Below are 20859 nucleotides of genomic sequence, written 5' to 3'. Positions count from 1 at the left end.
TTGAGAGCGGTACGTCCCTTTCTCAGTGAGTGCCGAAGGAGTAAACAGGAAGGAGATACATCGCCGCACGGAATTCTCACACGTTCTTCGAGATATTACTACTTCTGCGATCAAGAGCAGTAATAAGACCCTCATCACGTCGCGTCCGGCGTTGGCAACGTCGTTCGAAAGACGCGACGCGTTTTTCGTGATCTCACAAGAACGACGCTTGCGCGGACCTCGTAGAGTCCGCTCCACCCAGTGACGAAACGGTGACGACGTTTCGAACCACGACAAAAAGCGTGCGTTGGACGTGTGGCCCGACTGTTGACCCGAACGTCTGTAGGGATCCGGACCGCTACGCCGTCCTCCCGACGGGTGCAAGTCCCGTCGAAGAACCAGAAAGCCCACCTCAACGAACGCCAAGCGCCTGAGTAGGCTGGGGGAGTTCACTACAACAGGATAGCCAGTGAGCGTCTCGGCCGTGTGTTTTTATGCACGCCGTCCGATCACCCATCATGGATCAGACCATTTCCGACCGAGTGACGCGATTCGCAACTGCTGTCGGTCCCGAGCCAGACGAGGTGATCGAAGAGATGGACGCTCACGCCGAGGAACGTGACTTTCCGCACGTCGGTCCCGCCGTCGGCGGGTGGCTGTCATTGCTCGTGCGGACGACCGGCGCGGAGTCAGTGTTCGAGTTCGGATCGGGCTTTGGCTACTCGGCGTACTGGTTCGCTCGGGAACTGCCGAGCGATGGAGAGGTCGTCCTCACCGATCTTGATCCGGACAATCTCGATCAGGCCCGCGAGTACCTCGATCGCGGGGGACATCTCGATCAGGTGACCATCGAGGTAGGCGACGCGATCGACACCGTGAGGCAGTACGATGGACCGTTCGACATCGTCCTTATCGACAACGAGAAATACCGTTACCGCGAGGCGTTCGAGGCGGTCCGTGAGAAGGTTTCATCGGGTGGGCTGATCGTCGTGGACAACGCCATGACGTCCGCTTCAATCGAGTTCGATGCGCTTGTGGAGCTGGTCGATGGAGCGGACATCGAGGCAAACCAGAGCACTCGCGGAGTCGCTGACTACTTGCACACGATCGACGACGACGACGCGTTCGAAACTGCACTGCTCCCGCTTGGAGAAGGGGTTGCGGTGAGTCACAAACGATAGCTGGGAAACTGGACCGACCGGACCGTCCGTTTAACGCGTTTTCCTCGGTCGTGCGTTCCACGATCTACTTCACCATCGAACGTGAAGATACCACATGGCGATGGAGTTGTTAGACGACAGCGTGGTACCTGAGCACGCACAGCCGGTCAAACAGCAAGCGCGCGAGTTCGCAACCGAGGAGATCGAGCCGGTTGCGGAGGAGTATTTCCGTAGCGGTGAGTATCCATGGGAGGTACTAGAGGCGGGAATGGACGCTGGACTGGTCGCCCAGGACATCGGCGAGGAGTACGGGGGACGAGGATTCGACCTCCAACAGCTCCTTGCGATCGCAGAAGAGCTGTATCGCGCTGACGCCGGGATCGGTCTGACGCTGATGCTGGCTTCGTTTGGGGCCGAGATCCTCGAAGGTCACGGGACCGAACAGCAAAAGGAGGAGTTCCTCCGACCGGTCGCAGAGAATTCACAGATCACGGGGCTTGCGGTGTCCGAACCCGAAAGCGGGAGCGATCTGGCGGGGATGCGGACGACCGCCACCAAAGAAGGCGACGAATACGTTCTGGACGGTGAGAAATACTGGATCGGTAACGGCGTCGAAGCCGACTGGGTAACGCTGTACGCCAAAACGGGCGACGATGAACAGAACAGATACGGCAACTACTCGCTGTTCATCGTCCCGACCGACACGGCGGGCTATGAGGCAGAGCACATTCCCGAAAAGATGGCGATGCGGGCGTCGAAACAAGCCCACATCACGCTCGATGGCTGTCGGATTCCGGTCGAGAACCGCATCGGTCCGGAAGGCAGCGGTTTTTACATCCTTGCGGAGTTTTTCAACCATGGCCGCATCGCGGTCGGCGGCCATGGACTCGGGCTTGCGGCAGCAGCGATCGAAGAGGCGTGGGCGTTCGTCCACGACCGTGAAGCGTTCGGACGGGACATCAGCGACTTCCAATCCGTCCAACACACGCTCGCGGAGATGCGAACGGAGTTCGAGGCTGCACGAGCACTCAACTGGCGTGCCGCCCGGAAGGTCGAAAACCAAGAGCAGTCGGGCTTTTGGGCCGCGATGGCCAAAACCAAATCCACTGAAACGGCTACCATGTGTGCCGAACAAGGGATGCAGCTTCACGGTGGTCGATCGATCCTTACCGATCGGCGGATCGCACGCGTCTACCGCGATGTCCGCGTGCCAGTTATCTACGAGGGGGCAAACGAGGTCCAGCGCAATCTCATCTACAGCCAATCACCGAGGTAACGATCAGAACCATTCCCGGAGATACGGGTTCGTCTCGGGGAACAGCGCTGTCAGGGTTTCGAGATCCGTCCGTGATGCACGCAGTCCGCCAGCCCGTGTCGCTCGTTCGACGCCACGGTACCCCACGACGATTCGTGAGAGCGTGGCGATATCGACCGTCACGTCGGGGCTATCACCCGTCACCGTACACGTCGGCTCGCCGCCCTCGACGGCGAGCCGAAACCGCCGGTCGTTCCACTCCGCAATCCCGTCGATTACCTCCAACACCACCGATCCGTCGGCGGGATAGGACAGAGACGACAGCGCACGCTTTACGTCTACGATACGAATCATCGCGCCGGGGCAAATCTCGATCTCGACGGCGGACGGATCATCCACGAGATCTGACACCAGCACGTCGTTGGTGTCGATCGTGACCCGGTCGACCTGTGAGTCGTGGTACCGACAGAATCGCAACAGTTCGGTGTACGCCTCGGTGTCGAGCGCGCCGAGTTCGTCGACTGCCATCGTTCGCTGGTCGTCGTCGTCGATGGTGTACACCAGATAGCCCCGAAGCTCGCCGTCGCGCTTCCAGCCGACGACGTAGGGGTCGGTCCGCCAATCGAACACCCGCTTTCGCCACCATTCTTCGGACCGGTTCATGGCCAACGTGTGGTCGTTTCCGTTCTGATACACCCGATCCAGTGCTGCCCAACGGTCGGCTTCGAGATCGACGAAGTCACTGTGAACAGGGGGATCGATGCGATCTACGAACCCGAGCGCGGCCGGTCCACACGCGATCGATATCCGATCCGAACAGCGACCCCATCCGAGCTTTCTGTAAAAGGAATGGTTGAACGGCCACAACGCGGCGAAATTCACGTCGCGATCACGGTACTCCCGAAGCGATTCGGACAGCAGCCGTCGGCTGTATCCGTTCCGACGGTGTTTCGGAGGGGTCGATACCTCAGCGACTCCGGCGACATCGCGGTACGCACCCCGGAGCCAAAGCGCGTGCCAGTAGTGCGCGACCGTGCTCACGAGTTCCTCGTCGGCGTACAGCCCTCGTTCCTCGGCGATCGTCGACCATTCGGGCGCATCGTCTCTCGATTCGGTCGGTTCGTACGTTTCTGCTGGCGAAAACGCGTAGTGGAGAAGACGGGTGTACTCCTCGTATTCCGCCTCTGAGATCGGTCGGTACTCGGGCATACCAGTGACTGCGACCCCACGGACATAACTCCCGTTGCTCTCCCAACACTCTCGTTGGTCCGTCGACCGAACGAGACGGTTCCCCGGCGTGCTCGGTGTCCGGTCAAGACAGATTCGTGTGTTACAGTCCCTCTAGCTCCGTAGATCGCCTACCAGTGCCACCAGACCTATGGCCTCGCTCGGCGTAGCAGCTACTGATGACCACCACGTTCCATCACCGCCCACGATCGGAGGGGACACAGCAACCCACAGGACACAAATCAGTACTCATCTGTCCCACCTGTGGGCACGAAAGTCCCCTCACTGGCGATTGGCACATCGCTGAGACCGCAACCGAGGACGGACAGCGACGGGTGTACGACTGTCCCGTCTGCTGGACCACCGTCATCGCACAGCCACAACTGGACTGACGCCGCCGTGCGCTATCTTTCTTCGAGCCGAGTCGCCGCGTCGTGATCGATGAGCGGTTGGGCGTTCGGCTCCGGAAGCGTGACGATATCGTCCGTCGACAGCTCGTACGCGCGGTCGTCGACACAGAGGATTTCGCCCACGTCGTTCGTGATTCGAACCGTCACCCGATCCACATCCGGATGCTCCGGCTCGGATTCGCTCGCGGTCACCGGTTCGTCGGAAGCGTCACTAGCCGGTCGTGCGTGGACGGGAACATCTCCAGCATCCTCGCTCGTCGTCTCGGGAGGCGGCTGCCGGGTCGACTCGACAGCGACTGGCTTGCTGGCGTCGGTCGTCGTTTCAGTGACGCTGGCAGCGCTCGGCGCATCACCGGAAACATCGGCAGCAGTAGGAGCGTCCGTACTCGTATCATCAGCCGACGTATCCGGCTCGTCATCCGGTGATTCGAACATCTCGCCGCTGGAAGGATCGCCAGACGACGTCGTTTCGGATTCAGGATCAGTCGAGGAGGCACCGGAATTACGCTCTGGGGGAGCGTTTGCCAGCACCTCATCGAGCACCCGCGTCCTGTTCGATTCGATGGTAGAAACGAGGCTGTCGAAGGCGGATCGTTCTTCGCGGGTGAGACCTTCCACGTCAGCAGCCATGCCAGCAGCTTCGAGACTGGCTTGTTTGACGAGTTTCCCGATGCGGCGCTCGTAAATCGCTTCGACGGTCCGTTCTGCGGTGTCGATCTCGTCCGTGAGCCGCTGAACGTCGGTCGAATCGAACGGGTCAGCGGCCTCCGCTGCAACCTGCTCGCGCTCCTCGCGCAACTGACGAATGAACCGTCCAGCGTCCTCATAAAACGTATCGTGAAGCTGCTGGAGGCTATCTATCTGTCGCTCACGGCTCTGCACGGATTGTAACTCATCGAGGTTCATTCTGGTGCCTTCTCAGCGCGTCCTCGGGCCATCAGGAACACGCCAACTGACTCCTGCACAGTATCATTGCCTGCTTGGATATTATGTCTTTTCCCACCTAGCTGGACCGCCTGCTCGGTCTTCGATTCGATCGTGATCTCGGCGTCCTCGAACGTGCTCGGAACCGCATCGACGAGTGGGTCGAACGCCTCGATTTCCTCGTGGGCCAGCGGAGTAACGAGAAGCCCACTCCCGCCGTGGAGGCTGCCCGGAAGCCGGATCAATCGGTTGACGTCGGTCGTTACCGGCTCGTCGATCGGAACCGACTCCTCATCGACGGCCCGTTCGAACAGCCGTTGGGCGAGTCGGTGAATGAATTTTCCAGCGTCTAAATTGCCGTTGGCGATCTCTTCACTCCGCTCCGTCATCGTTCGGTACAGTTTCCCGGCTCCTTTCTCGCCGATGCCATCGAACGCTCGTAACTGTTCGACGGCATCGGATCGTTCGGCGGCTTGGACCGATTCAGTCACGCTCACGAGCCGATCGTGAACGCGGCGACCCCAGCCACCCTCGGTCTTGAGGATGCGTTTTTCGACGGGGTTTTTGGTTCCCATTCCTGCCACCGTTTCGACGCGTGTAAGCTGGTCGATGTCGTCGATCCCCTCACCTATAACGTATTCGACGATCTCCCGGCGTGCGTCACGATCGAGCGTCCGAACGTCGTCTTCCCGGACGTGAACGTGGTACCCCCGGCTCCCCGAGAACACGACCGACGTCCGTTCGGGATCGAACCCGAAATCGCCGTGCAGAAAGTCGAGCAGTCGCAACAAGGCGTCTTTACACGTACTGAGCATCTCGGCGTACGTGTCGGTCTCGGGATCGACGTTCGGGAGATGATCGCTGTCGAGGTCGAACACGAGATCCGATCCGCGCCACCCCTTGTCCTCCATCGAGTGCGTGCCCGGATCGTCGTACTGTCCAGCCGAGAAGTAGACGTGACGGGGACACGTATCGACGAGAAACGCAGAAAGGTCACCGAGATCGAGGAGCGCTTTGTGCCGGACCATCGTGGTTCCCGGGCCGGCCGTGAACGGGATGAATCCCCACTCGCGTGCGCTCGCCGCGGGCGGTAACGCGATGTCCGACCGTCGGTAGTGGTCCCCGAATCGCCCACGAAGATATTCACGCGTGCGCTCGTTCATGCCCCGGATATCGACGGGCACCCGGCAAGAAGCTCACGCATTCCGTGTCCCGGTGAGCAAGCAGGGAGTGATGGTTACAATCCGACGAACCGAGAGATCTTATCCGCCAATCCGTCCTCTCCGAGCCGGAGGTAGTAGGCGTCGCCGCCGTCCTCATAATAACTGCTCACGCGCCGCTCGATCTCGAAACCGAGATGTTCGTAGAACTGGAGAGCGCTCTCGTTGGTCGTTCGGGCGTGACAGCTCACGCCGTTGTAGTTTTCCGCAACCGTACCGATCAAGCGCCGCCCGAACCCGTCGCCACGGAATTCGGAGGCGACGGCAAGAAAGAGGATGTATCCATCGCGTCGGACGGCCGCAAACCCGATGAGCGTCTCGGATTCACCCTCCGTCTCCGTAACGTAACAGTAGACAGTCGAGCGACGGTATGCATCGGCGAAAAATCCGTGGCGCTGTTTGAGGACCCCCTCCGCCCGACGGATCTGTTCTTTTAGCTCCCACGCAGCCTCTCCGTATGTGTCCTGACCGGGGCGGACGGTGCAACGCTCGACGTTAACGCTCACTGCCTCTCGTTACCGTTGGAGCAAATATAACTCCACCGGGCTATCCCTCCTCATCACTGACAATTATTGCCAGCGAGGAGCCAGAAGTTCTTTGTCATGAACTGCGAAGCTATGCAGTATGATAGACGAGACGGTCGATGAGATACGCGAGATGCAAACACACAGTTCGTCCGTCGTCGCCATCAAGGCCGCACGGGCGCTCGAAACGCTCACCGAGCGCGACGTTGCGACGGTTGAGGAGTTCATCCGCGATCTCGAACGCAACAGCAGTACGCTTAGACGCGCGAACCCCTCACATGCGACGTTACACACCACCCAGCGAACCATCGTCGACACCGTCGTCGAGAGCGATCCAGATACCGTCGAGGCGGCAAAACGCCACACGACCGAGGCGGTACGATCGGTGATCGATCGGGTCGAAACCGCAAAGCGAGAGGCCGCAGAAAACGGTGCGGAACGCCTTCAGGATGGGATGACGATTCTCACACACGACTACTCTTCGACGGTGCTCGAAGCGATCGAGCGTGCGGCCAGTGAAGGCACCCATCTCGAAGTGTACGTTACCGAGGCGCGTCCTCGCTATCTCGGGCGGAAAACTGCCCGCGTGCTCGCCGCCATCGACCGCGTCGAACCCCACTTGATCGTCGACAGCGCGTGTGGCACCGTCCTATCCGACGTCGATCGCGTCGTCTTTGGCATGGACTGCATCGTCGACGACACGTTGTACAATCGCGTCGGGACGTTCCCGATCTCCGCGACGGCTGCTCAGCTCGACGTACCCGTCTGGGTCGTCGGATCGGGGGCGAAGATCATCGAGAACGGCTTCGTCTTCGAAAACGAACACCGCCCGACGAGCGAGGTGATGCTCGAACCCGCCGAGGGCTTCATCATCGACAACCCTGCCTACGACGCCACGCCCACATCGCTCCTCAGAGAAGTCATCACTGATTGAGCCGTACTTTCAGGTTTGGTGGTTGCTCGGGGTTCGCTTCTCCAGTCGATCGTCGGTCGAGAATGACGATCGGGCGCGCTCGACCGGAAGCCGAAGATCACCGGTATCACTCGACGACCACCTCGGGGAGTTTTCGTGACAGTGATGGTCTTACCGGCCGGTCGGACGATGTCGTTGGAACAAGGAGTATACGAACGAATTGATCAATATCGACATTGTTGACTCACGTCTTAGGAATATTATCACTATTTTTATCACGTTACGTGACGATTCCTACGGTATGTGTTGGCAACCAATCACCCAAGTGATCCGGCTTCCACCGGATTCTCCATCTCGGTCATGCATATCGTGATTATCGGTGGAAGCGCCGTCGGACAGACTCTCGCCGAGCGCCTCCACACGGATCGTAACGAGGTGGTGTTCGTCGATGAGAACGCCCATGCCAGTGAGCAGGCCGAAAAACGCGGCATCGACACGCATCTTATCGAGGACATCCGCTCAGTGATATCGGTCGATAGCCTAGATGTCGACGGTACGTCGATCATCATCGTCGCTACCGAGCGCGATAGCACCAATCTACTCATCGCACAACTCGTCCGCAATCAGTTCGGGGTTCGTCGACTCATCGTTCGGGTGAACGATCCGCGGAACTGGTCGATGTTCACCGACCTCGGTTTCGACGCCGTCTGCTCAACGGGCGTTCTGGCGACCGCGCTGGCCGAGGTTGTCGGTGCAGGCCCACGCATGGACGTACTCCACGAAGACGATACATGATCTCCTCTCCCCACGGACCAATGGTCACCGGGAGCCCCGACCTGTGGGACTGCTGCGCTCGGTTCTGGGACTGACGTGCTTCGACGTTCGCTCAGCGCTACGCGCTTCGCTGCACGTCTTACCGCCGGCCTCCATTGACAAATATACAAAAAATAAAACAAAAAACAAACTGTATGGGTTCGGGCGGATTTGAACCGCCGGCCTCCTCCATGTCAAGGAGGTGTCATAACCAGTCTAGACCACGAACCCGTTTTAGCTTACACTTCCCTGTACTGGAGAGGGATACTTGAACCTTTCCGAATCCCGCCGCCCGATCGGACGGGATCGATGCCGCACGGAACAGTGTGAGTTAATATCACACATTACCGACAGTATTAAGGCAATGTACATATTTGGACAAAGCAAGACAATATCGATCATCAGTGGTCATTATGAACACCTACATCGAGCGTGTGACTGACGGCGAGGATCTGACACAGAAGGAGGCTCGGTCGGTAGCGAGCGCCGTGTTCGAGGACGCGACGGCGACACAGATCGGTGCGTTGCTGGCCGGACTACGGTCGAAAGGTGAGACGGAGGCCGAAATCGCGGGGTTTGCGGAGGGAATGCGGGGGGTTGCCCATACGATCTCTCCCGATCGGACACCGCTGGTGGACACGTGTGGAACGGGGGGCGACGATCACGACACGATCAACGTCTCGACGACCAGCGCCATCGTCGCCGGTGGTGCGGGCGTTCCGGTCGCCAAGCACGGCAACTACTCCGTTTCCTCCTCATCTGGAAGCACGGACGTACTCGAAGCGCTTTGCGTACCAGCAGCCGCCGAACCGGCCACCGTCGAACGGTTGATCGAAGATCACGGCATCGGTTTCATGCACGCGCCGGTGTTCCATCCGGCGATGAAGGCGGTGATCGGGCCGCGGCGGGAGCTGGGTATGCGGACGATTTTCAACGTGCTCGGGCCGCTGACGAACCCCGCGGGGGCGGACGCCCAAGTCGTCGGGGTGTACGATCCGGAGTTGGTAGGAACGCTGGCGCATGCGCTCACCAGACTCCCGGTCGAGCGGGCGCTTGTGGTTCACGGGCCCGGACTGGACGAAATCGCTATCCACGGGAAAACACGGGTGGCAGAGGTTACGGGCGAGGAGACCGAGGAGTACACGCTCACGCCCGGCGATATCGGTCTTGACCGAGCACCGATCGAACGAGTCGCAGGCGGAACCCCAGAGGAGAACGCGGAACTACTCCGAGAGATCGTCACTGGCGAACGCACCGGCCCAAAACGCGATATCGTGCTCGCAAACGCCGGGGCAGCCATCTACGTCTCGGGAGAAGCGGACAGCATCGAGGCGGGCGTCCACCGCGCTCGGGAAGCGATCGAGTCAGGATCTGCCCAGTCGGTGCTCGAAGAACTCCGGTCGGTCTCAGTCGCCCAATGACGACCACGAACAGCCGAACGCGGGTGAAGATCTGTGGACTCACGACGGCCACCGATCGGGATCTCGCGGTTACAGCCGGTGCGGACGCCGTGGGATTCATCAATGACGTCCCGGTGGAAACCCCACGTGAGATTTCCGCGGAGACGGCCGCGACGTTGGTCGAGACGACGCCTCCGTTCGTGAGTACGGTGCTCGTGACGATGCCCGAGGACGTGAGCGACGCCCTCGAACAGATCGATCGCATCGGTCCGGACGCGGTGCAAGTTCATGGGCTGCCCCCATCAGCCGTCGCTGCGCTCGGCGATGAGACGGACGTGTCGATGATCGCTGCGGTGACAGCGACCGAGAGCCCCGACTACGATCCAGTGGCCGACGCGTTGGTCGTCGATTCGCTCGACGACGTCGGTGCCGGCGGAACCGGTGAAACACACGACTGGGAACGCGCCCGCGATCGGGTCGAGGCGCTCGATTCGCCCGTCGTGCTCGCCGGGGGTCTCACCCCCGACAACGTCGGTGACGCGATCGAGACGGTCGCTCCCTACGGGGTCGACGTCGCCAGCGGCGTCGAACGCGGTAGCGGACGCAAAGATCCCGCTGCGGTGTGGTCGTTTCTCGAACGGGTCAGAACACGAACCGACAGACCGAAACCGACTGATCCAAAGACATGACCGACCCACGATCCGTTACCGATGAAGCGGGAGTGATGCTCGACTGCTCGCGAGAGGAGTTCATCGAATGGACGACCGATCAGGGTGACCCTGTCGTGGCCCGCGTGGCAGCATCACTCGATGTTGACGTCTCTTCGTTGCTGGCGTATGCGACGTTGAATGACCATGGAGAGTACGGCTTTTTGCTCGAAAGCGCGGAAAAGGTGCCGTCGAGTGATCCCGACGGAGCGTTTGCACCCGCCACAGAAGTCGACGACAGACACGCCCGCTACTCGTTCGTCGGGTACGATCCGGCTGCTGTTATCACCGCAAGCGGCGCGGATGTGACCGTCGATCTGTTGGACGATCGCTATACAGGGCTGCTCGATCCTGATCCGACGGGAACGGACGTTCTCGACAGGCTCAGCGCTGTCCTACCGGACGTGAGATTGTGTGGATTCCCGGACCGATCCCGGCGACGGTTGGACGGCGGGTTGGTCGGGGTGCTCGCCTACGACGCAGTGTACGATCTCTTCCTGTCGGAGCTGGACTACGACCGTCCCGAAACGCGAGTGCCCGATGCGGCGTTCGTCCTGAGTGATTCGACGCTCGTGTTCGATCAGTGCACTGACAGCCTTGAGCTCGTATTCACGCCGGTGGTGCGTCCTGATGAGGACGCGAACGCGCTGTACACCGCGCTTCGTTCGGAAGCAACCCGAGTGACTCGGCAGCTGCGGACGGCCGATGATATCGAGACCGGCGGCGTCGAACGTGTGGACTCATGTGCGGGGAGCAAGACGACGTACGAACGGGCTGTACGGAAGGCCAAAGAACACGTGCTCGATGGAGACATCTATCAGGGCGTCATCTCTCGACGGCGAGACGTTTCGGGTGAGATCGATCCTCTCGGGCTGTACAGCGCGCTCAGAGAGATCAATCCATCACCGTACATGTATGTGCTCGATCGAGGTGACAGCACGATCGTCGGCGCTAGTCCGGAAACGCTCGTGTCGGTCCAACACGAGACAGTGGCGATGTATCCGCTCGCGGGAACGTGTGATCGTGGGGATAGCCCCGTCGAGGATCGGCGGCTGGCGGGTGAGATGCTTGCTGATGAAAAGGAGCGCGCAGAGCACACGATGCTCGTGGATCTGGCTCGCAACGACGTTCGGCGTGTGAGCAAGCCGGGCAGCGTGTCGGTCGAAGAGTTCATGAACGTCTTCAAATACAGCCACGTCCAGCACATCGAGAGCACTGTCACCGGAACGCTCGCCGAGGACGCGAATGCGTTCGATGCGACGCGCGCGGCCTTCCCCGCCGGAACGCTGACTGGGGCTCCGAAGATCCGTGCGATGGAGCTCATCGACGCACTCGAGTCACAACCGCGTGGCGTCTACGGTGGTGGACTCGGGTACTACTCGTGGAATGGTGACGCGGATCTGGCGATCGTCATCCGAACCGCGACGATCGAACAGGCGGGCAACGACACCGGGGCGTCGGAGGACCGCATCACGGTCCAAGCGGGCGCTGGAATCGTCGCCGACAGCGATCCGACCGCCGAATACGAAGAGACCGAACAGAAGATGAACGGCGTACTGACTGCACTCGAAGCGATCGAAGCCGAGACGACTGAATCACGCCAACCGGAACGAGAGCCACCACGATGACGACCCAACGACCAGCAGAAACGGGAAAGCACGTCTGTTTCATCGATAATTTCGATTCGTTCACGTACAATCTCGTCGAGTACGTGAGCCAGTACGCGACCACCGAGGTGGTTCGTAACACCGCCTCGCTCGAAGACATCCGTGCACTCGAACCGGATGCGATCGTGCTCAGTCCCGGCCCAGGACACCCAAAAAACGACCGAGACGTCGGCGTCACGCTCGACGTTCTCACTGAATTGAGCACCACCGTGTCGACGCTCGGTATCTGTCTCGGACTGGAAGCCGCTGTGTACGCCTACGACGGCACGGTCGATCACGCACCCCAACCGATCCACGGCAAAGCGGTCCCAGTCGAACACGACGAGAAGGGCGTATTCGAGGGACTTCCCAATCCGATCCGCGGCGGACGCTATCACTCACTCGTTGCCACGGACGTACCAGCGTGTTTCGAAGTGACAGCCACCACGGAAGTAGCCCATGAAACAGCCGATCTAGTGATGGGTGTTCGTCACCGCGAGCACCCGATCAGCTGCGTCCAGTTCCATCCCGAAAGCGTGCTTACGAACGCGGGCCACGAGATCGTCCGGAATTTCCTCAGAACGGTTTAGGCGTTGTTCATCCGAAGCGACGTTTCCGAACCACAGATCTGACAGACGCTAACGCGATACGGTTCACGAGAAAACTGCGCGTTTTCTGGCTTGCTGCTCTCAGTGAGGATCTTGACAGATACGTCGTGAGGCGTTTCGCGTCCGCACGCCGAACACATCTCGTGGACATCCGCCTGCTTCGACTGCTGCTTGGAGGCTTTCATCGATCACTGCTACCAGACTAACGGGTATAAAAACCCATTTCCGTTGGGGGTAGTTCACATCGATTTTCGCATTACGGAAGCCGATTTTGGTGGTAATCGTTCTAGTTCCGTTGAGAGCGTTTAGAACCGTTTCTAAAACGGTCTGACGGAAAACGGATCCGAATGGGCCATTATGTTTAAATAGGCATGGGTATCTCGCAAGAACGGTACGCTATGCTTAACGGCTCGTGGGACGGAAAACGGTCATGGAACAGGTGTTCGCGCCGTGGCGAATCGAATGGGTCGAGCGAGACGAGGACGAAGACGGCGGCTGTGTCTTCTGTGAACTCCCGACGGCCGAACAGGACCGGGAGAGTCGGATCGTCGCTCGGAGCGAGCACGCGTACGTGTTGCTCAACAACTATCCGTACAATCCGGGTCACGTGATGGTCATCCCGGAGACACACACGGGTGAGTACGGTGAGCTATCGGATTCGGTGTTGCTCGACCACGCCCGGTTGAAACAGCGGACGCTCGCCGCACTCGAACAAACCTTCGATCCGGACGGATTCAACATGGGGTGTAACCTCGGCCACGGAGCTGGCGGTTCGATCAGTGACCATCTCCACACCCATGTCGTACCCCGGTGGGAAGAGGATACGAACTTCATGCCCGTCATCGGCGATACGAAAGTCATCGTCGAGGCCATCGAGAACACCTACGACCGTCTGTACGAGGCGTTCACCACACAGAACGGGACCGATACCACCGGTGCGGGCGCGGTCGGGATCGAACGAAGAGAGTGAACGACGGTCGAACTAGATGACACATACGGACGATGAATCGAACCACAGCCCTTCGACGCGTCGGACTCCTCGTGTTGGGAGTCAACGCTATCCTCGTGGTAGCTAAGGGTGGGGTGTATCTTGCGACGGGATCGATCGCAGTCGGGTCGGAAGCGGTAAACAGTCTCGCTGATGGGGTGTACAGTCTCGTCGTCGTTTGGGGCTTGTACGTGACGACACAGCCACCGGATCCCGACCACCCTCACGGACACGAGCGGATCGAGCCGTTCGTCTCGTTGTTCGTCGCGCTCGGAATCCTCATCGCTGGAGTCGCCGTGCTCTACAACGCAGTCCAGTCCATCGAAACGGGAGCTGTCGCTGTCGGTGGACTGCCCGCGATCGCCGTGCTTGGAGGGGCTGCAGGCGTGAAATACCTTCTCTATCGGTACTGCCTCCGGATGAGCCGAACGTACCACTCTCCAGCCATCGAAGCAACGGCGCTGGACAATCGCGCCGACGTTCTCACCGCACTCGCGGCATTGATCGGGGTTCTCGGCGCGAGCGTCGGCTGGCCGGTGCTCGACCCGGTGGCTGGGGCTGTCGTTTCCCTTGGGATCATGTATACGGGCATCGAGATCGTGGTCGACAACGTCGGCTATCTCATCGGAGTCGCACCACCCGAGGAACTCCGTGAGGAGATCATCGACCGGGCACTCTCACACCCCGATGTCCACGGGGTTCACGACGTCGTACCACACCACGTGGGACCCGAGGTTGACGTGAGCCTCCATCTCGAAATAGAAGGAAATCGGTCGCTCACCGACGCCCACGACATCGAAACCGACGTCGTCGAATCGATTCGGGATATCCCCGAAGTCGACGACGTGTTCGTGCATCTCGACCCGAAGGAACTCGGTGAGTGGAAGGACACCGATGACAGCTATACTGACGGAACTGATACGAACGGAATAGAGTGATGGAAACGGTTGGATAACCGTTGTGTGAGCGGAACGATCGAAACGGCCGAAACGATCACTCGGAAACGCAAACGGAAACGGGTTCGCCAAAGCAGTACACCGTTTCGGCGCTGGTGATCTCAACCGTCACGAACTCGCCCGGTTGGATATCGTGCTCGGTGGCGTTTTTGATGATGACCTGTCGGTAGGCTTCGTCGTAACATTTCACCGAATCGCCCGTGCCCTGCTCGACGACGAGCACCTCGTGGCGTTCTCCCACCATGTCGCGGTAGGCGTCGCCGACGATCTCCATTTTCTCTTCGACCATCTCCGAAGAGCGTTCTTTCTTGATCGTACCGCCGAGACCCTTACGCTGTGCGGCGTCGGTCCCGGGACGTTTGGAAAAGCGTGTCACGTTGATCTTTTCGGGACGGACCTCGCGCAACAACGCGAGACTCTGCCTGTAGTCGGCGTCGGTTTCGCTCGGGAAGCCGACGATGAAGTCCGTCGAGAGCGTCCAGTGGTCGAGCGCCGAATCGAACGTTTCGACCACTTCGACGAACTCCTGAACCTGATGCTGGCGGCGCATGTCACCGAGAACGTCGTTGCTACCCGACTGAACGGGAGCGTGGATGAAGTTGTACAGCTTCTCGTTGTTGGCGAACACCGAAGCGAGTTCATCGCGGATGCCGTGTAGTCCCTTGGGGTTGGCCATTCCGACGCGAACGCGAAAGTCAGCGTCGATGTCACAGATCCGTTCGAGCAGGGTGTGGAGCTTGCGTTCGCCCGTATCCCATCCGTACACCCCTGTGTCCTGCCCCGTGATACGGAGTTCTTTGGCTCCCGCGTGAACGAGCGCACGGGCTTTCTCGACGTTCTCCTCGACCGGCGGACTGTCGATCTTCCCGGTAGCTTTCTTGGTGATACAGTAGGAACAGTCGCTCATACAGCCCCGGGCGATCGGGAGGATTCCTACCACGCCGTCCAACACCGGTTCCGTGCCCGGTGTCGTCGTCGGACACTCACCGTTTCGAATGGCAGTCGGAACCGCATCCCAGTGGAGCACCTCCGCGTCGATGCCCTCGAACAGCTCACCTTGAGCGAGCGCCATACAGCCCGTGACGATGAGATCTGCCGTCTCCGATTCGAGCTCTTTGGCCCGCGTCAGCATGTTGCGCTCGGTTTTCTCGACAACGGTACACGTGTTGAGGATCGCAACGTCGGCCTCCTCGGGACCGTCAACCGGGTGATGTCCCCCATCGCGGAGCAGCCGCTCGATCTGGCGGCTCTCACCACGGTTGGCCGTGCAACCGTACGTCTCGATGTGGTAGCGGGCCATCGCTATCGTCAGTTCCGGCTCGTAGCGGGAAAAACACGACGCTTCATCACGTGGAAAGCGTGAAGTGGACGGTCCAACAAGAGAAACTATGAGTCTGGAAATCGAACATTACTGCCCGTCTTGTGAGGAAACACACAACTTCTACCGAACGGCGAGTACGCTCGTCCAACTGGGCGAGAAAACGAAGTGGAGATGCCCGGAGTGTGGGTACGGGTTCGTGAAGATCGACGACATCGAATCTGATACCCGCACCACGGCCTGAGATAAACGAAGTAATTCCTCCATACCACGATACGGCTCCTGTATAACACAAAGCGAGTCGGAAGCGAAAGTCGCCCGCTCAAATAATTTTGTGTAGTGCTATCAATTAACATTATACCCCCATTAACCTTCCGGTTACTGAAAGCTTATATTATCTTGTGGTATACTAGGACATGGAAACAATCCGCCCGGCACGACAGGACAATGAGTACACGAACATACGACGGCACGAACGGCGATGACACCGAGCAGGACTGTATCGTTCTCGAACTCGAAGACGGTGAGGTAGTGATATACGACCCGAACAACCACCGCGCGTGGATACAATCCGATGTGGCGGTGGAGATCAGTTCCCAGGTGTAGGATAGTGCGTTGACACTCCCCCGCTGCTGGTTGGCCATCCCCCGGTATAACTAAACGCCTGGCAGTGTCCTCTTTCTGTGTGACACACGTCCTCATCATCGGGGCCTACGGAAGTGCCGGGGTAGCCGTCGCAAACGCGCTCGCGGACGCCGACGTTCGACTCACGCTTGTGGACGACGACGAGCCCGGTGGACTCTGTATTCTCCGGGGATGTATGCCGTCGAAAGAGGTGTTATCTGCGGCTGCCCACCGGTTTCAGGCTCGTCACGACGACCGTCTCTCAGCGTCGATACCGTCCGTGGCGCTCGAGCGGACCGTCGAAACCAAAGACGAACACGTAGCGGAGTTCGGTGCACACCGACGCGAAGCTGTTCGGAAACTCACGGACCAAACGGGAGTCGAGTTCATCCACGATACAGCGCAGTTCGTCGACGACCACACAGTAGCGGTCGGCGAAAGAGAGATCACACCGGATTACGTCGTCGTTGCCACGGGTTCGAAACCATCGATCCCAGAGCTACCGGGGATTGACGACGTCGAATTCATGACTAGTGCGGACGTACTCGATGCGACCGGGTTCCCCGATTCAGGAATCGTGATGGGGTTTGGTGCTGTCGGAATCGAGCTGGTTCCGTATCTGGCCGAAGCGGGTGATGTCGATCTGACGGTGATCGAACACGACGATCGTCCGCTGGACGGCCACGACGCGCTGTTCGGAGACGAGCTCCTATCGCTGTATCGTGAGAAGTTCGATGTCGATATCCGAACGAACACGCGCGAAAGAGCACTCGAAACGACCGAACAGGGCGTTCGGCTGACTGTCGAGGAGGGGGGCACGACACGGACGATCGATGCCGAGGAGCTGTTCGTGTTCACGGGTCGACAGCCCGCACTCGACGGACTCAGGCTCGAACGGACGGCGATCGAACCGAGCGGAGAGTGGGTTCAAGACACGATGCAAACCCGCGATGACGAGCGCACGTTTGTCGTTGGGGACGCGAACGACAGAGAACCGATCCTCCATGTGGCCAAAGAACAGGGACACAGAGCGGCTGACAACATCCTTCGGCATCGGGACGGTCGGAGTCTGCGATCCTACGAGAACGTGACTCATCGAGTGGTGTTTGCCGGGCTCGGCGTGTATCCGATCGTCCGCGTCGGACACACTGCAGCGTCGGCCCGCACGGCTAACATCGAGCACATCACAGTCGACCGGCACGCCAACGATGACGGCGTTTTCACCACAAAAGACGCGCCAGAAGGACTCGCGCGACTCGTCGTCAACACCGATGGCACGGTGCTCGGCTACCAAGGACTTCACTATCACGCCGACGTGATGGCGAAGACGATGCAGATCGTCATCGAAAACGAGATGGATGTCGAGAACATCCCCGACCGCGCCTATCATCCGACCACACCCGAAATTCTCGATGGACTCCTTCGAGAGGCAAAACAACTGTTGTCCGAACGAGAAACCGACGCCACGGAGCCGACGAACGGACGCTGAGAGGGGTGTGGCTCGTGAAGACGTGGCAGAATCGGCCGGAAAGGTTTTCCTGTATCGCGCCTCCATCAACAGTAGAGACACAGTATGTCTGGACTGGGGGGGGTAGTGACGGATCTCGTCGCGGATATCGATGCCGTGTTTTTGTTCTCCCCGAGCACCGCTGACTACGAAACGATCGTCGATGAGTCCGACGTACCGGTCATCGTGGTGGCAGTGGAGAACACGGTTGGAGCGGAGCTATTCATCGAGTTACCGATCGAGTTTAACGACATCAAAGAGCGGATCCGATTCGGGATGGAAGGAGGGATCGATCAAGAGTACATCGACACGGGTACGATCATTCTCTGTGCGATGAATCTCTTTGATGATGGCATCGATTCAGTGATCCGTATTCGAGCAGGAGAGTTCACACACACAGGCATCTACGATCTGTTCGTTAACTCCCGGGCTGAGCCATCGGTCATCCGAAACGTGTTGGAGGTCGTGATCGGACTCGGAAAGAAAGGCCAGAAAGGCAAACCAGTCGGAGCATTGTTCGTAGTCGGTGACGCCGGAAAGGTGATGAACAAATCGCGGTCTCTGTCGTACAATCCCTTCGAGAAATCACACGTACACGTCGGGGATCCGATCGTCGACGTGATGTTGAAGGAATTTTCGCGGCTGGACGGCGCCTTCGTGATCTCTGATTCCGGAAAGATCGTCTCTGCCTATCGGTATCTCGAACCGGCTGCGGAGGGCGTCGACATTCCGAAAGGGTTGGGCACGCGCCACATGGCTGCGGGTGCGATCACCCGTGATACGAACGCCATCGCTATCGTATTATCCGAAAGCGATGGGTTAGTGCGTGCATTTTCGGGTGGGGAGCTGATATTCGAGCTTGATCCGGAGGCATATTAAAATGGCAGAAATAGCGCAGATAGTGGATGGGTTTTTGAGAGATCTCTCGAATTCGATCCTTCCGCTCGTGGTGTTCGTCACCGGCGTGTTGGTCGCTATCATCATCGGTCGACTCAGCCGACGACTTTTCATCGCGGCCGAGGTTCCCGAGGGGGTCGAAGGAACACGATTCGAGCGGACAGTCAATCGGCTCGGAACGTCGACGATCGGGCTGCTGTCGGGGCTCATCACGCTGTTTCTCATCGCGCTCGCGGTCGGACTGACGCTGAGCATCGGTGGCGTACTCGATACGAGGTACTATCTCGAACTGCTTCGAGGATATCTGTTGCAGGTGTTTGTCGCCGCGCTGGTCGTGATCATCGGTCTCATCGTCGGCGACAAAGCCGAAGTCGAGATCAAACAGTCGCTTCAGGACGTAAAGCTCACCGAGGTGTCACTGCTCCCATCTGCGGTCAAATACAGCATTCTCTTTGTCGCCTCGCTCATCGCGCTCGCACAACTCAGAATCGAAACCGGTGCACTGCTTGTCGTTCTTGGTGGCTATCTGCTCGGCATCATCGTATTGGGAGGACTCGCATTCAAAGATCTCCTCGCTGCGGGGGCTGCCGGTGTGTTCCTCATCTTTTCGGAGCCATATTCGATCGGTGACACGGTCAACATCGACGACCATCGCGGCATCGTACAGGAGGTGGGGCTGTTCGCAACCCACATCGAGAGCGACGAGGAGGAGTTCATCCTCCCGAACCACCTCGTGCTCCGTTCTGGGATCGTACGAATCAGGTCCTAGTCTCGCTTTCGACCGTAGGATCAGGAACGATTCACGGCGTGCTTATTCTGACAGACTCCACCGAGGTATTTTGTGCGTCATTCCCGAATTTCGATCGTTCGAGCACACCATGACCGCACGGAAGTCCCCAGCCGACGCCCTTCCGGACGTTCCCTCGGCCGAAGCAGCGATTCGGTCGGTCGACGGCGTGGAGCTACACGTCGTCACAGCCGGTGAGACTGACGCGGAGCTCATCGTGTTCTTACATGGGTTTCCGGAGTTCTGGTACCAGTGGTCGGAGTACATCAAGCCGTTCGTGAATTCGGGATACCGGGTACTCGTTCCCGACCAACGCGGCTACAACCTGAGCGAGAAACCCACCGGTGTCCGTCCCTACCGGCTGTCTCGGCTTTCGGCGGACGTCGCTGCGCTCCTCGAAACGGAGGGGCGCGAGTCCGCTCACATCATCGGACACGACTGGGGAGCGGCCGTGGCATGGGATCTGGCGCTTCGTCGTCCCGAGATCGTCGACCGTCTCGGCATCGTCAACGTGCCCCATCCCGCGGTGTTCGTTGATACGCTGCGTTCGAGCCTCATACAGCTGTTCAAAAGCAGCTACATCTTTCAGTTCCAGATTCCTCGTCTTCCCGAGTGGTACGTGAAACGAGCCGACTTCGAGCCGTGGGTGAGCGCGATGCGGGACGGATCGCAGCCGGGAACGTTCACCGAGGAAGCGTTCGACCGATACCGCCGTGCGTGGACACAGGCAGGCGCGCCGACCGCGATGATCAACTGGTACCGAGCCCTCCGGTACCGGCCGACGGTCCCTGACAAGCGGGTCACGGTTCCGACGCGGATCGTGTGGGGCGAGAACGATCAGGCGCTCGTGCCCGAGATGGCCGAACGGAGCCTCGGTTACTGCGAACACGGAGATCTCAAACGGTTTCCCCACGCCACCCACTGGATCACTCACGAGCATCCGGATCGGGTCACTGCACTCCTGTTGGACCATTTCGAGCAGTGAGCGGTACAGCG

The 20859-nt window shown here is 59.4% G+C and carries 23 protein-coding genes and 1 tRNA gene; 17 read left to right on the top strand and 7 right to left on the bottom strand.

The window, feature by feature from the left end; genetic code table 11:
• The first annotated feature begins 497 nt into the window (after window positions 1-497).
• Both MW046_RS09410 and MW046_RS09405 read left to right on the top strand, forming a co-directional pair.
• The gene (locus tag MW046_RS09410) at window positions 498-1160 is read left to right on the top strand and encodes an O-methyltransferase (RefSeq protein WP_247992852.1); all 663 of its coding nucleotides are present in this window, start codon (window positions 498-500) and stop codon (window positions 1158-1160) included.
• Between the two features lie 100 nt (window positions 1161-1260).
• The gene (locus MW046_RS09405) at window positions 1261-2415 is read left to right on the top strand and encodes an acyl-CoA dehydrogenase family protein (RefSeq protein ID WP_247994761.1); all 1155 of its coding nucleotides are present in this window, start codon (window positions 1261-1263) and stop codon (window positions 2413-2415) included.
• 3 nt (window positions 2416-2418) lie between these two features.
• On the opposite strand, the gene MW046_RS09400 is transcribed toward MW046_RS09405, so the two are convergent.
• Entirely contained in the window at window positions 2419-3603 is a 1185-nt protein-coding gene (locus MW046_RS09400; protein WP_247992851.1) for a GNAT family N-acetyltransferase, read from the bottom strand.
• A 197-nt stretch (window positions 3604-3800) separates the two neighbouring features.
• Here MW046_RS09400 and MW046_RS09395 point away from each other — a divergent pair, with 197 nt between their 5' ends.
• Window positions 3801-4013 (top strand): DUF8106 domain-containing protein, encoded by a 213-nt coding sequence (locus MW046_RS09395; protein WP_247992850.1) that lies wholly within the window; start codon window positions 3801-3803, stop codon window positions 4011-4013.
• 12 nt (window positions 4014-4025) lie between these two features.
• Here the strand turns inward: MW046_RS09395 and MW046_RS09390 are convergent, their stop codons facing one another.
• The 3 genes from MW046_RS09390 to MW046_RS09380 all read right to left on the bottom strand — a co-directional run bounded on the left by MW046_RS09390 (window position 4026) and on the right by MW046_RS09380 (window position 6681).
• Window positions 4026-4937 (bottom strand): hypothetical protein, encoded by a 912-nt coding sequence (locus MW046_RS09390; protein WP_247992849.1) that lies wholly within the window; start codon window positions 4935-4937, stop codon window positions 4026-4028.
• Window positions 4934-6118, bottom strand: coding sequence for a DNA primase small subunit PriS (gene priS / locus MW046_RS09385; protein ID WP_247992848.1), 1185 nt, complete (start codon window positions 6116-6118; stop codon window positions 4934-4936). Before priS ends, MW046_RS09390 begins: the two co-directional genes overlap by 4 nt.
• Window positions 6119-6192: 74 nt before the next feature.
• Window positions 6193-6681 (bottom strand): GNAT family N-acetyltransferase, encoded by a 489-nt coding sequence (locus tag MW046_RS09380; RefSeq protein WP_247992847.1) that lies wholly within the window; start codon window positions 6679-6681, stop codon window positions 6193-6195.
• A 118-nt stretch (window positions 6682-6799) separates the two neighbouring features.
• Here MW046_RS09380 and MW046_RS09375 point away from each other — a divergent pair, with 118 nt between their 5' ends.
• Window positions 6800-7633, top strand: coding sequence for an eIF2B alpha/beta/delta subunit family protein (locus MW046_RS09375; RefSeq protein WP_247992846.1), 834 nt, complete (start codon window positions 6800-6802; stop codon window positions 7631-7633).
• A 339-nt stretch (window positions 7634-7972) separates the two neighbouring features.
• A complete protein-coding gene (locus MW046_RS09370) occupies window positions 7973-8407 on the top strand; it encodes an NAD-binding protein (RefSeq protein WP_247992845.1) in 435 nt (144 codons plus the stop codon).
• Window positions 8408-8581: 174 nt separating this feature from the next.
• Here MW046_RS09370 and MW046_RS09365 read toward each other — a convergent pair.
• A tRNA-Val gene (locus MW046_RS09365) sits at window positions 8582-8656 on the bottom strand.
• Window positions 8657-8838: 182 nt separating this feature from the next.
• Here MW046_RS09365 and trpD point away from each other — a divergent pair.
• From trpD to trpG, 4 genes are read left to right on the top strand one after another with little or no spacing between them, the layout of a single operon-like run.
• Entirely contained in the window at window positions 8839-9846 is a 1008-nt protein-coding gene (gene trpD / locus MW046_RS09360; protein ID WP_247992844.1) for an anthranilate phosphoribosyltransferase, read from the top strand.
• Window positions 9843-10514, top strand: coding sequence for a phosphoribosylanthranilate isomerase (locus MW046_RS09355; RefSeq protein WP_247992843.1), 672 nt, complete (start codon window positions 9843-9845; stop codon window positions 10512-10514). The genes trpD and MW046_RS09355 overlap by 4 nt, the downstream gene beginning before the upstream one ends.
• Window positions 10511-12160 (top strand): anthranilate synthase component I, encoded by a 1650-nt coding sequence (trpE, locus tag MW046_RS09350; RefSeq protein ID WP_368411329.1) that lies wholly within the window; start codon window positions 10511-10513, stop codon window positions 12158-12160. Before MW046_RS09355 ends, trpE begins: the two co-directional genes overlap by 4 nt.
• Complete coding sequence (gene trpG / locus MW046_RS09345; RefSeq protein ID WP_247992842.1) at window positions 12157-12768, top strand: anthranilate synthase component II; 612 nt, start codon at window positions 12157-12159, stop codon at window positions 12766-12768. The genes trpE and trpG overlap by 4 nt, the downstream gene beginning before the upstream one ends.
• Here the strand turns inward: trpG and MW046_RS09340 are convergent.
• Window positions 12765-12971 (bottom strand): DUF7835 family putative zinc beta-ribbon protein, encoded by a 207-nt coding sequence (locus tag MW046_RS09340; protein WP_247992841.1) that lies wholly within the window; start codon window positions 12969-12971, stop codon window positions 12765-12767. The genes trpG and MW046_RS09340 overlap by 4 nt on opposite strands.
• Before the next feature lie 245 nt (window positions 12972-13216).
• Between MW046_RS09340 and MW046_RS09335 the strand changes: the two genes are divergently transcribed.
• Window positions 13217-13756: an HIT family protein gene (locus tag MW046_RS09335; RefSeq protein WP_247992840.1), complete on the top strand. Its 540-nt coding sequence runs from the start codon at window positions 13217-13219 to the stop codon at window positions 13754-13756.
• A gap of 32 nt (window positions 13757-13788) precedes the next feature.
• On the top strand, window positions 13789-14712 hold the full coding sequence (locus tag MW046_RS09330; protein ID WP_247992839.1) for a cation diffusion facilitator family transporter: 924 nt from the start codon (window positions 13789-13791) through the stop codon (window positions 14710-14712).
• 55 nt (window positions 14713-14767) lie between these two features.
• On the opposite strand, the gene MW046_RS09325 is transcribed toward MW046_RS09330, so the two are convergent.
• Window positions 14768-16030, bottom strand: a complete 1263-nt coding sequence (locus tag MW046_RS09325; protein ID WP_247992838.1) for a tRNA (N(6)-L-threonylcarbamoyladenosine(37)-C(2))-methylthiotransferase — start codon at window positions 16028-16030, stop codon at window positions 14768-14770.
• A gap of 88 nt (window positions 16031-16118) precedes the next feature.
• Here MW046_RS09325 and MW046_RS09320 point away from each other — a divergent pair, with 88 nt between their 5' ends.
• From MW046_RS09320 to MW046_RS09295, 6 genes are all read left to right on the top strand, one after another.
• Window positions 16119-16292 carry a DUF7838 family putative zinc beta-ribbon protein gene (locus tag MW046_RS09320; protein WP_247992837.1) on the top strand — a complete coding sequence of 58 codons (174 nt, stop codon included), beginning with the start codon at window positions 16119-16121 and terminating at the stop codon, window positions 16290-16292.
• 203 nt (window positions 16293-16495) lie between these two features.
• Window positions 16496-16654 (top strand): DUF7331 family protein, encoded by a 159-nt coding sequence (locus MW046_RS09315; RefSeq protein ID WP_247992836.1) that lies wholly within the window; start codon window positions 16496-16498, stop codon window positions 16652-16654.
• Window positions 16655-16733: 79 nt separating this feature from the next.
• A complete protein-coding gene (locus tag MW046_RS09310; protein ID WP_247992835.1) occupies window positions 16734-18161 on the top strand; it encodes a dihydrolipoyl dehydrogenase family protein in 1428 nt (475 codons plus the stop codon).
• 84 nt (window positions 18162-18245) lie between these two features.
• Window positions 18246-19058, top strand: a complete 813-nt coding sequence (gene dacZ, locus MW046_RS09305; protein WP_247992834.1) for a diadenylate cyclase DacZ — start codon at window positions 18246-18248, stop codon at window positions 19056-19058.
• 1 nt (window position 19059) lies between these two features.
• Window positions 19060-19845 (top strand): mechanosensitive ion channel domain-containing protein, encoded by a 786-nt coding sequence (locus MW046_RS09300; RefSeq protein WP_247992833.1) that lies wholly within the window; start codon window positions 19060-19062, stop codon window positions 19843-19845.
• 109 nt (window positions 19846-19954) lie between these two features.
• On the top strand, window positions 19955-20848 hold the full coding sequence (locus tag MW046_RS09295; protein ID WP_247992832.1) for an alpha/beta fold hydrolase: 894 nt from the start codon (window positions 19955-19957) through the stop codon (window positions 20846-20848).
• The last annotated feature ends 11 nt before the right edge of the window (window positions 20849-20859 follow it).

The sequence above is a fragment of the Halocatena salina genome, assembly GCF_023115355.1.
Classification (GTDB): domain Archaea; phylum Halobacteriota; class Halobacteria; order Halobacteriales; family Haloarculaceae; genus Halocatena; species Halocatena salina.
This window is presented reverse-complemented; position numbering and strand designations above follow the sequence as displayed.

Coding starts and splice junctions, on each gene's coding strand:
- trpG (WP_247992842.1), top strand. CDS start 12,157: ATGACGACCCAACGACCAGCAGAAACGGGAAAGCACGTCTGTTTCATC.
- MW046_RS09315 (WP_247992836.1), top strand. CDS start 16,496: ATGAGTACACGAACATACGACGGCACGAACGGCGATGACACCGAGCAG.
- MW046_RS09375 (WP_247992846.1), top strand. CDS start 6,800: ATGATAGACGAGACGGTCGATGAGATACGCGAGATGCAAACACACAGT.
- MW046_RS09320 (WP_247992837.1), top strand. CDS start 16,119: ATGAGTCTGGAAATCGAACATTACTGCCCGTCTTGTGAGGAAACACAC.
- MW046_RS09330 (WP_247992839.1), top strand. CDS start 13,789: ATGAATCGAACCACAGCCCTTCGACGCGTCGGACTCCTCGTGTTGGGA.
- MW046_RS09410 (WP_247992852.1), top strand. CDS start 498: ATGGATCAGACCATTTCCGACCGAGTGACGCGATTCGCAACTGCTGTC.
- MW046_RS09340 (WP_247992841.1), bottom strand. CDS start 12,971: ATGAAAGCCTCCAAGCAGCAGTCGAAGCAGGCGGATGTCCACGAGATG.
- dacZ (WP_247992834.1), top strand. CDS start 18,246: ATGTCTGGACTGGGGGGGGTAGTGACGGATCTCGTCGCGGATATCGAT.
- trpE (WP_368411329.1), top strand. CDS start 10,511: ATGACCGACCCACGATCCGTTACCGATGAAGCGGGAGTGATGCTCGAC.
- MW046_RS09405 (WP_247994761.1), top strand. CDS start 1,261: ATGGAGTTGTTAGACGACAGCGTGGTACCTGAGCACGCACAGCCGGTC.
- priS (WP_247992848.1), bottom strand. CDS start 6,118: ATGAACGAGCGCACGCGTGAATATCTTCGTGGGCGATTCGGGGACCAC.
- trpD (WP_247992844.1), top strand. CDS start 8,839: ATGAACACCTACATCGAGCGTGTGACTGACGGCGAGGATCTGACACAG.
- MW046_RS09335 (WP_247992840.1), top strand. CDS start 13,217: ATGGAACAGGTGTTCGCGCCGTGGCGAATCGAATGGGTCGAGCGAGAC.
- MW046_RS09325 (WP_247992838.1), bottom strand. CDS start 16,030: ATGGCCCGCTACCACATCGAGACGTACGGTTGCACGGCCAACCGTGGT.
- MW046_RS09295 (WP_247992832.1), top strand. CDS start 19,955: ATGACCGCACGGAAGTCCCCAGCCGACGCCCTTCCGGACGTTCCCTCG.
- MW046_RS09395 (WP_247992850.1), top strand. CDS start 3,801: ATGACCACCACGTTCCATCACCGCCCACGATCGGAGGGGACACAGCAA.
- MW046_RS09400 (WP_247992851.1), bottom strand. CDS start 3,603: ATGCCCGAGTACCGACCGATCTCAGAGGCGGAATACGAGGAGTACACC.
- MW046_RS09370 (WP_247992845.1), top strand. CDS start 7,973: ATGCATATCGTGATTATCGGTGGAAGCGCCGTCGGACAGACTCTCGCC.
- MW046_RS09355 (WP_247992843.1), top strand. CDS start 9,843: ATGACGACCACGAACAGCCGAACGCGGGTGAAGATCTGTGGACTCACG.
- MW046_RS09300 (WP_247992833.1), top strand. CDS start 19,060: ATGGCAGAAATAGCGCAGATAGTGGATGGGTTTTTGAGAGATCTCTCG.
- MW046_RS09390 (WP_247992849.1), bottom strand. CDS start 4,937: ATGAACCTCGATGAGTTACAATCCGTGCAGAGCCGTGAGCGACAGATA.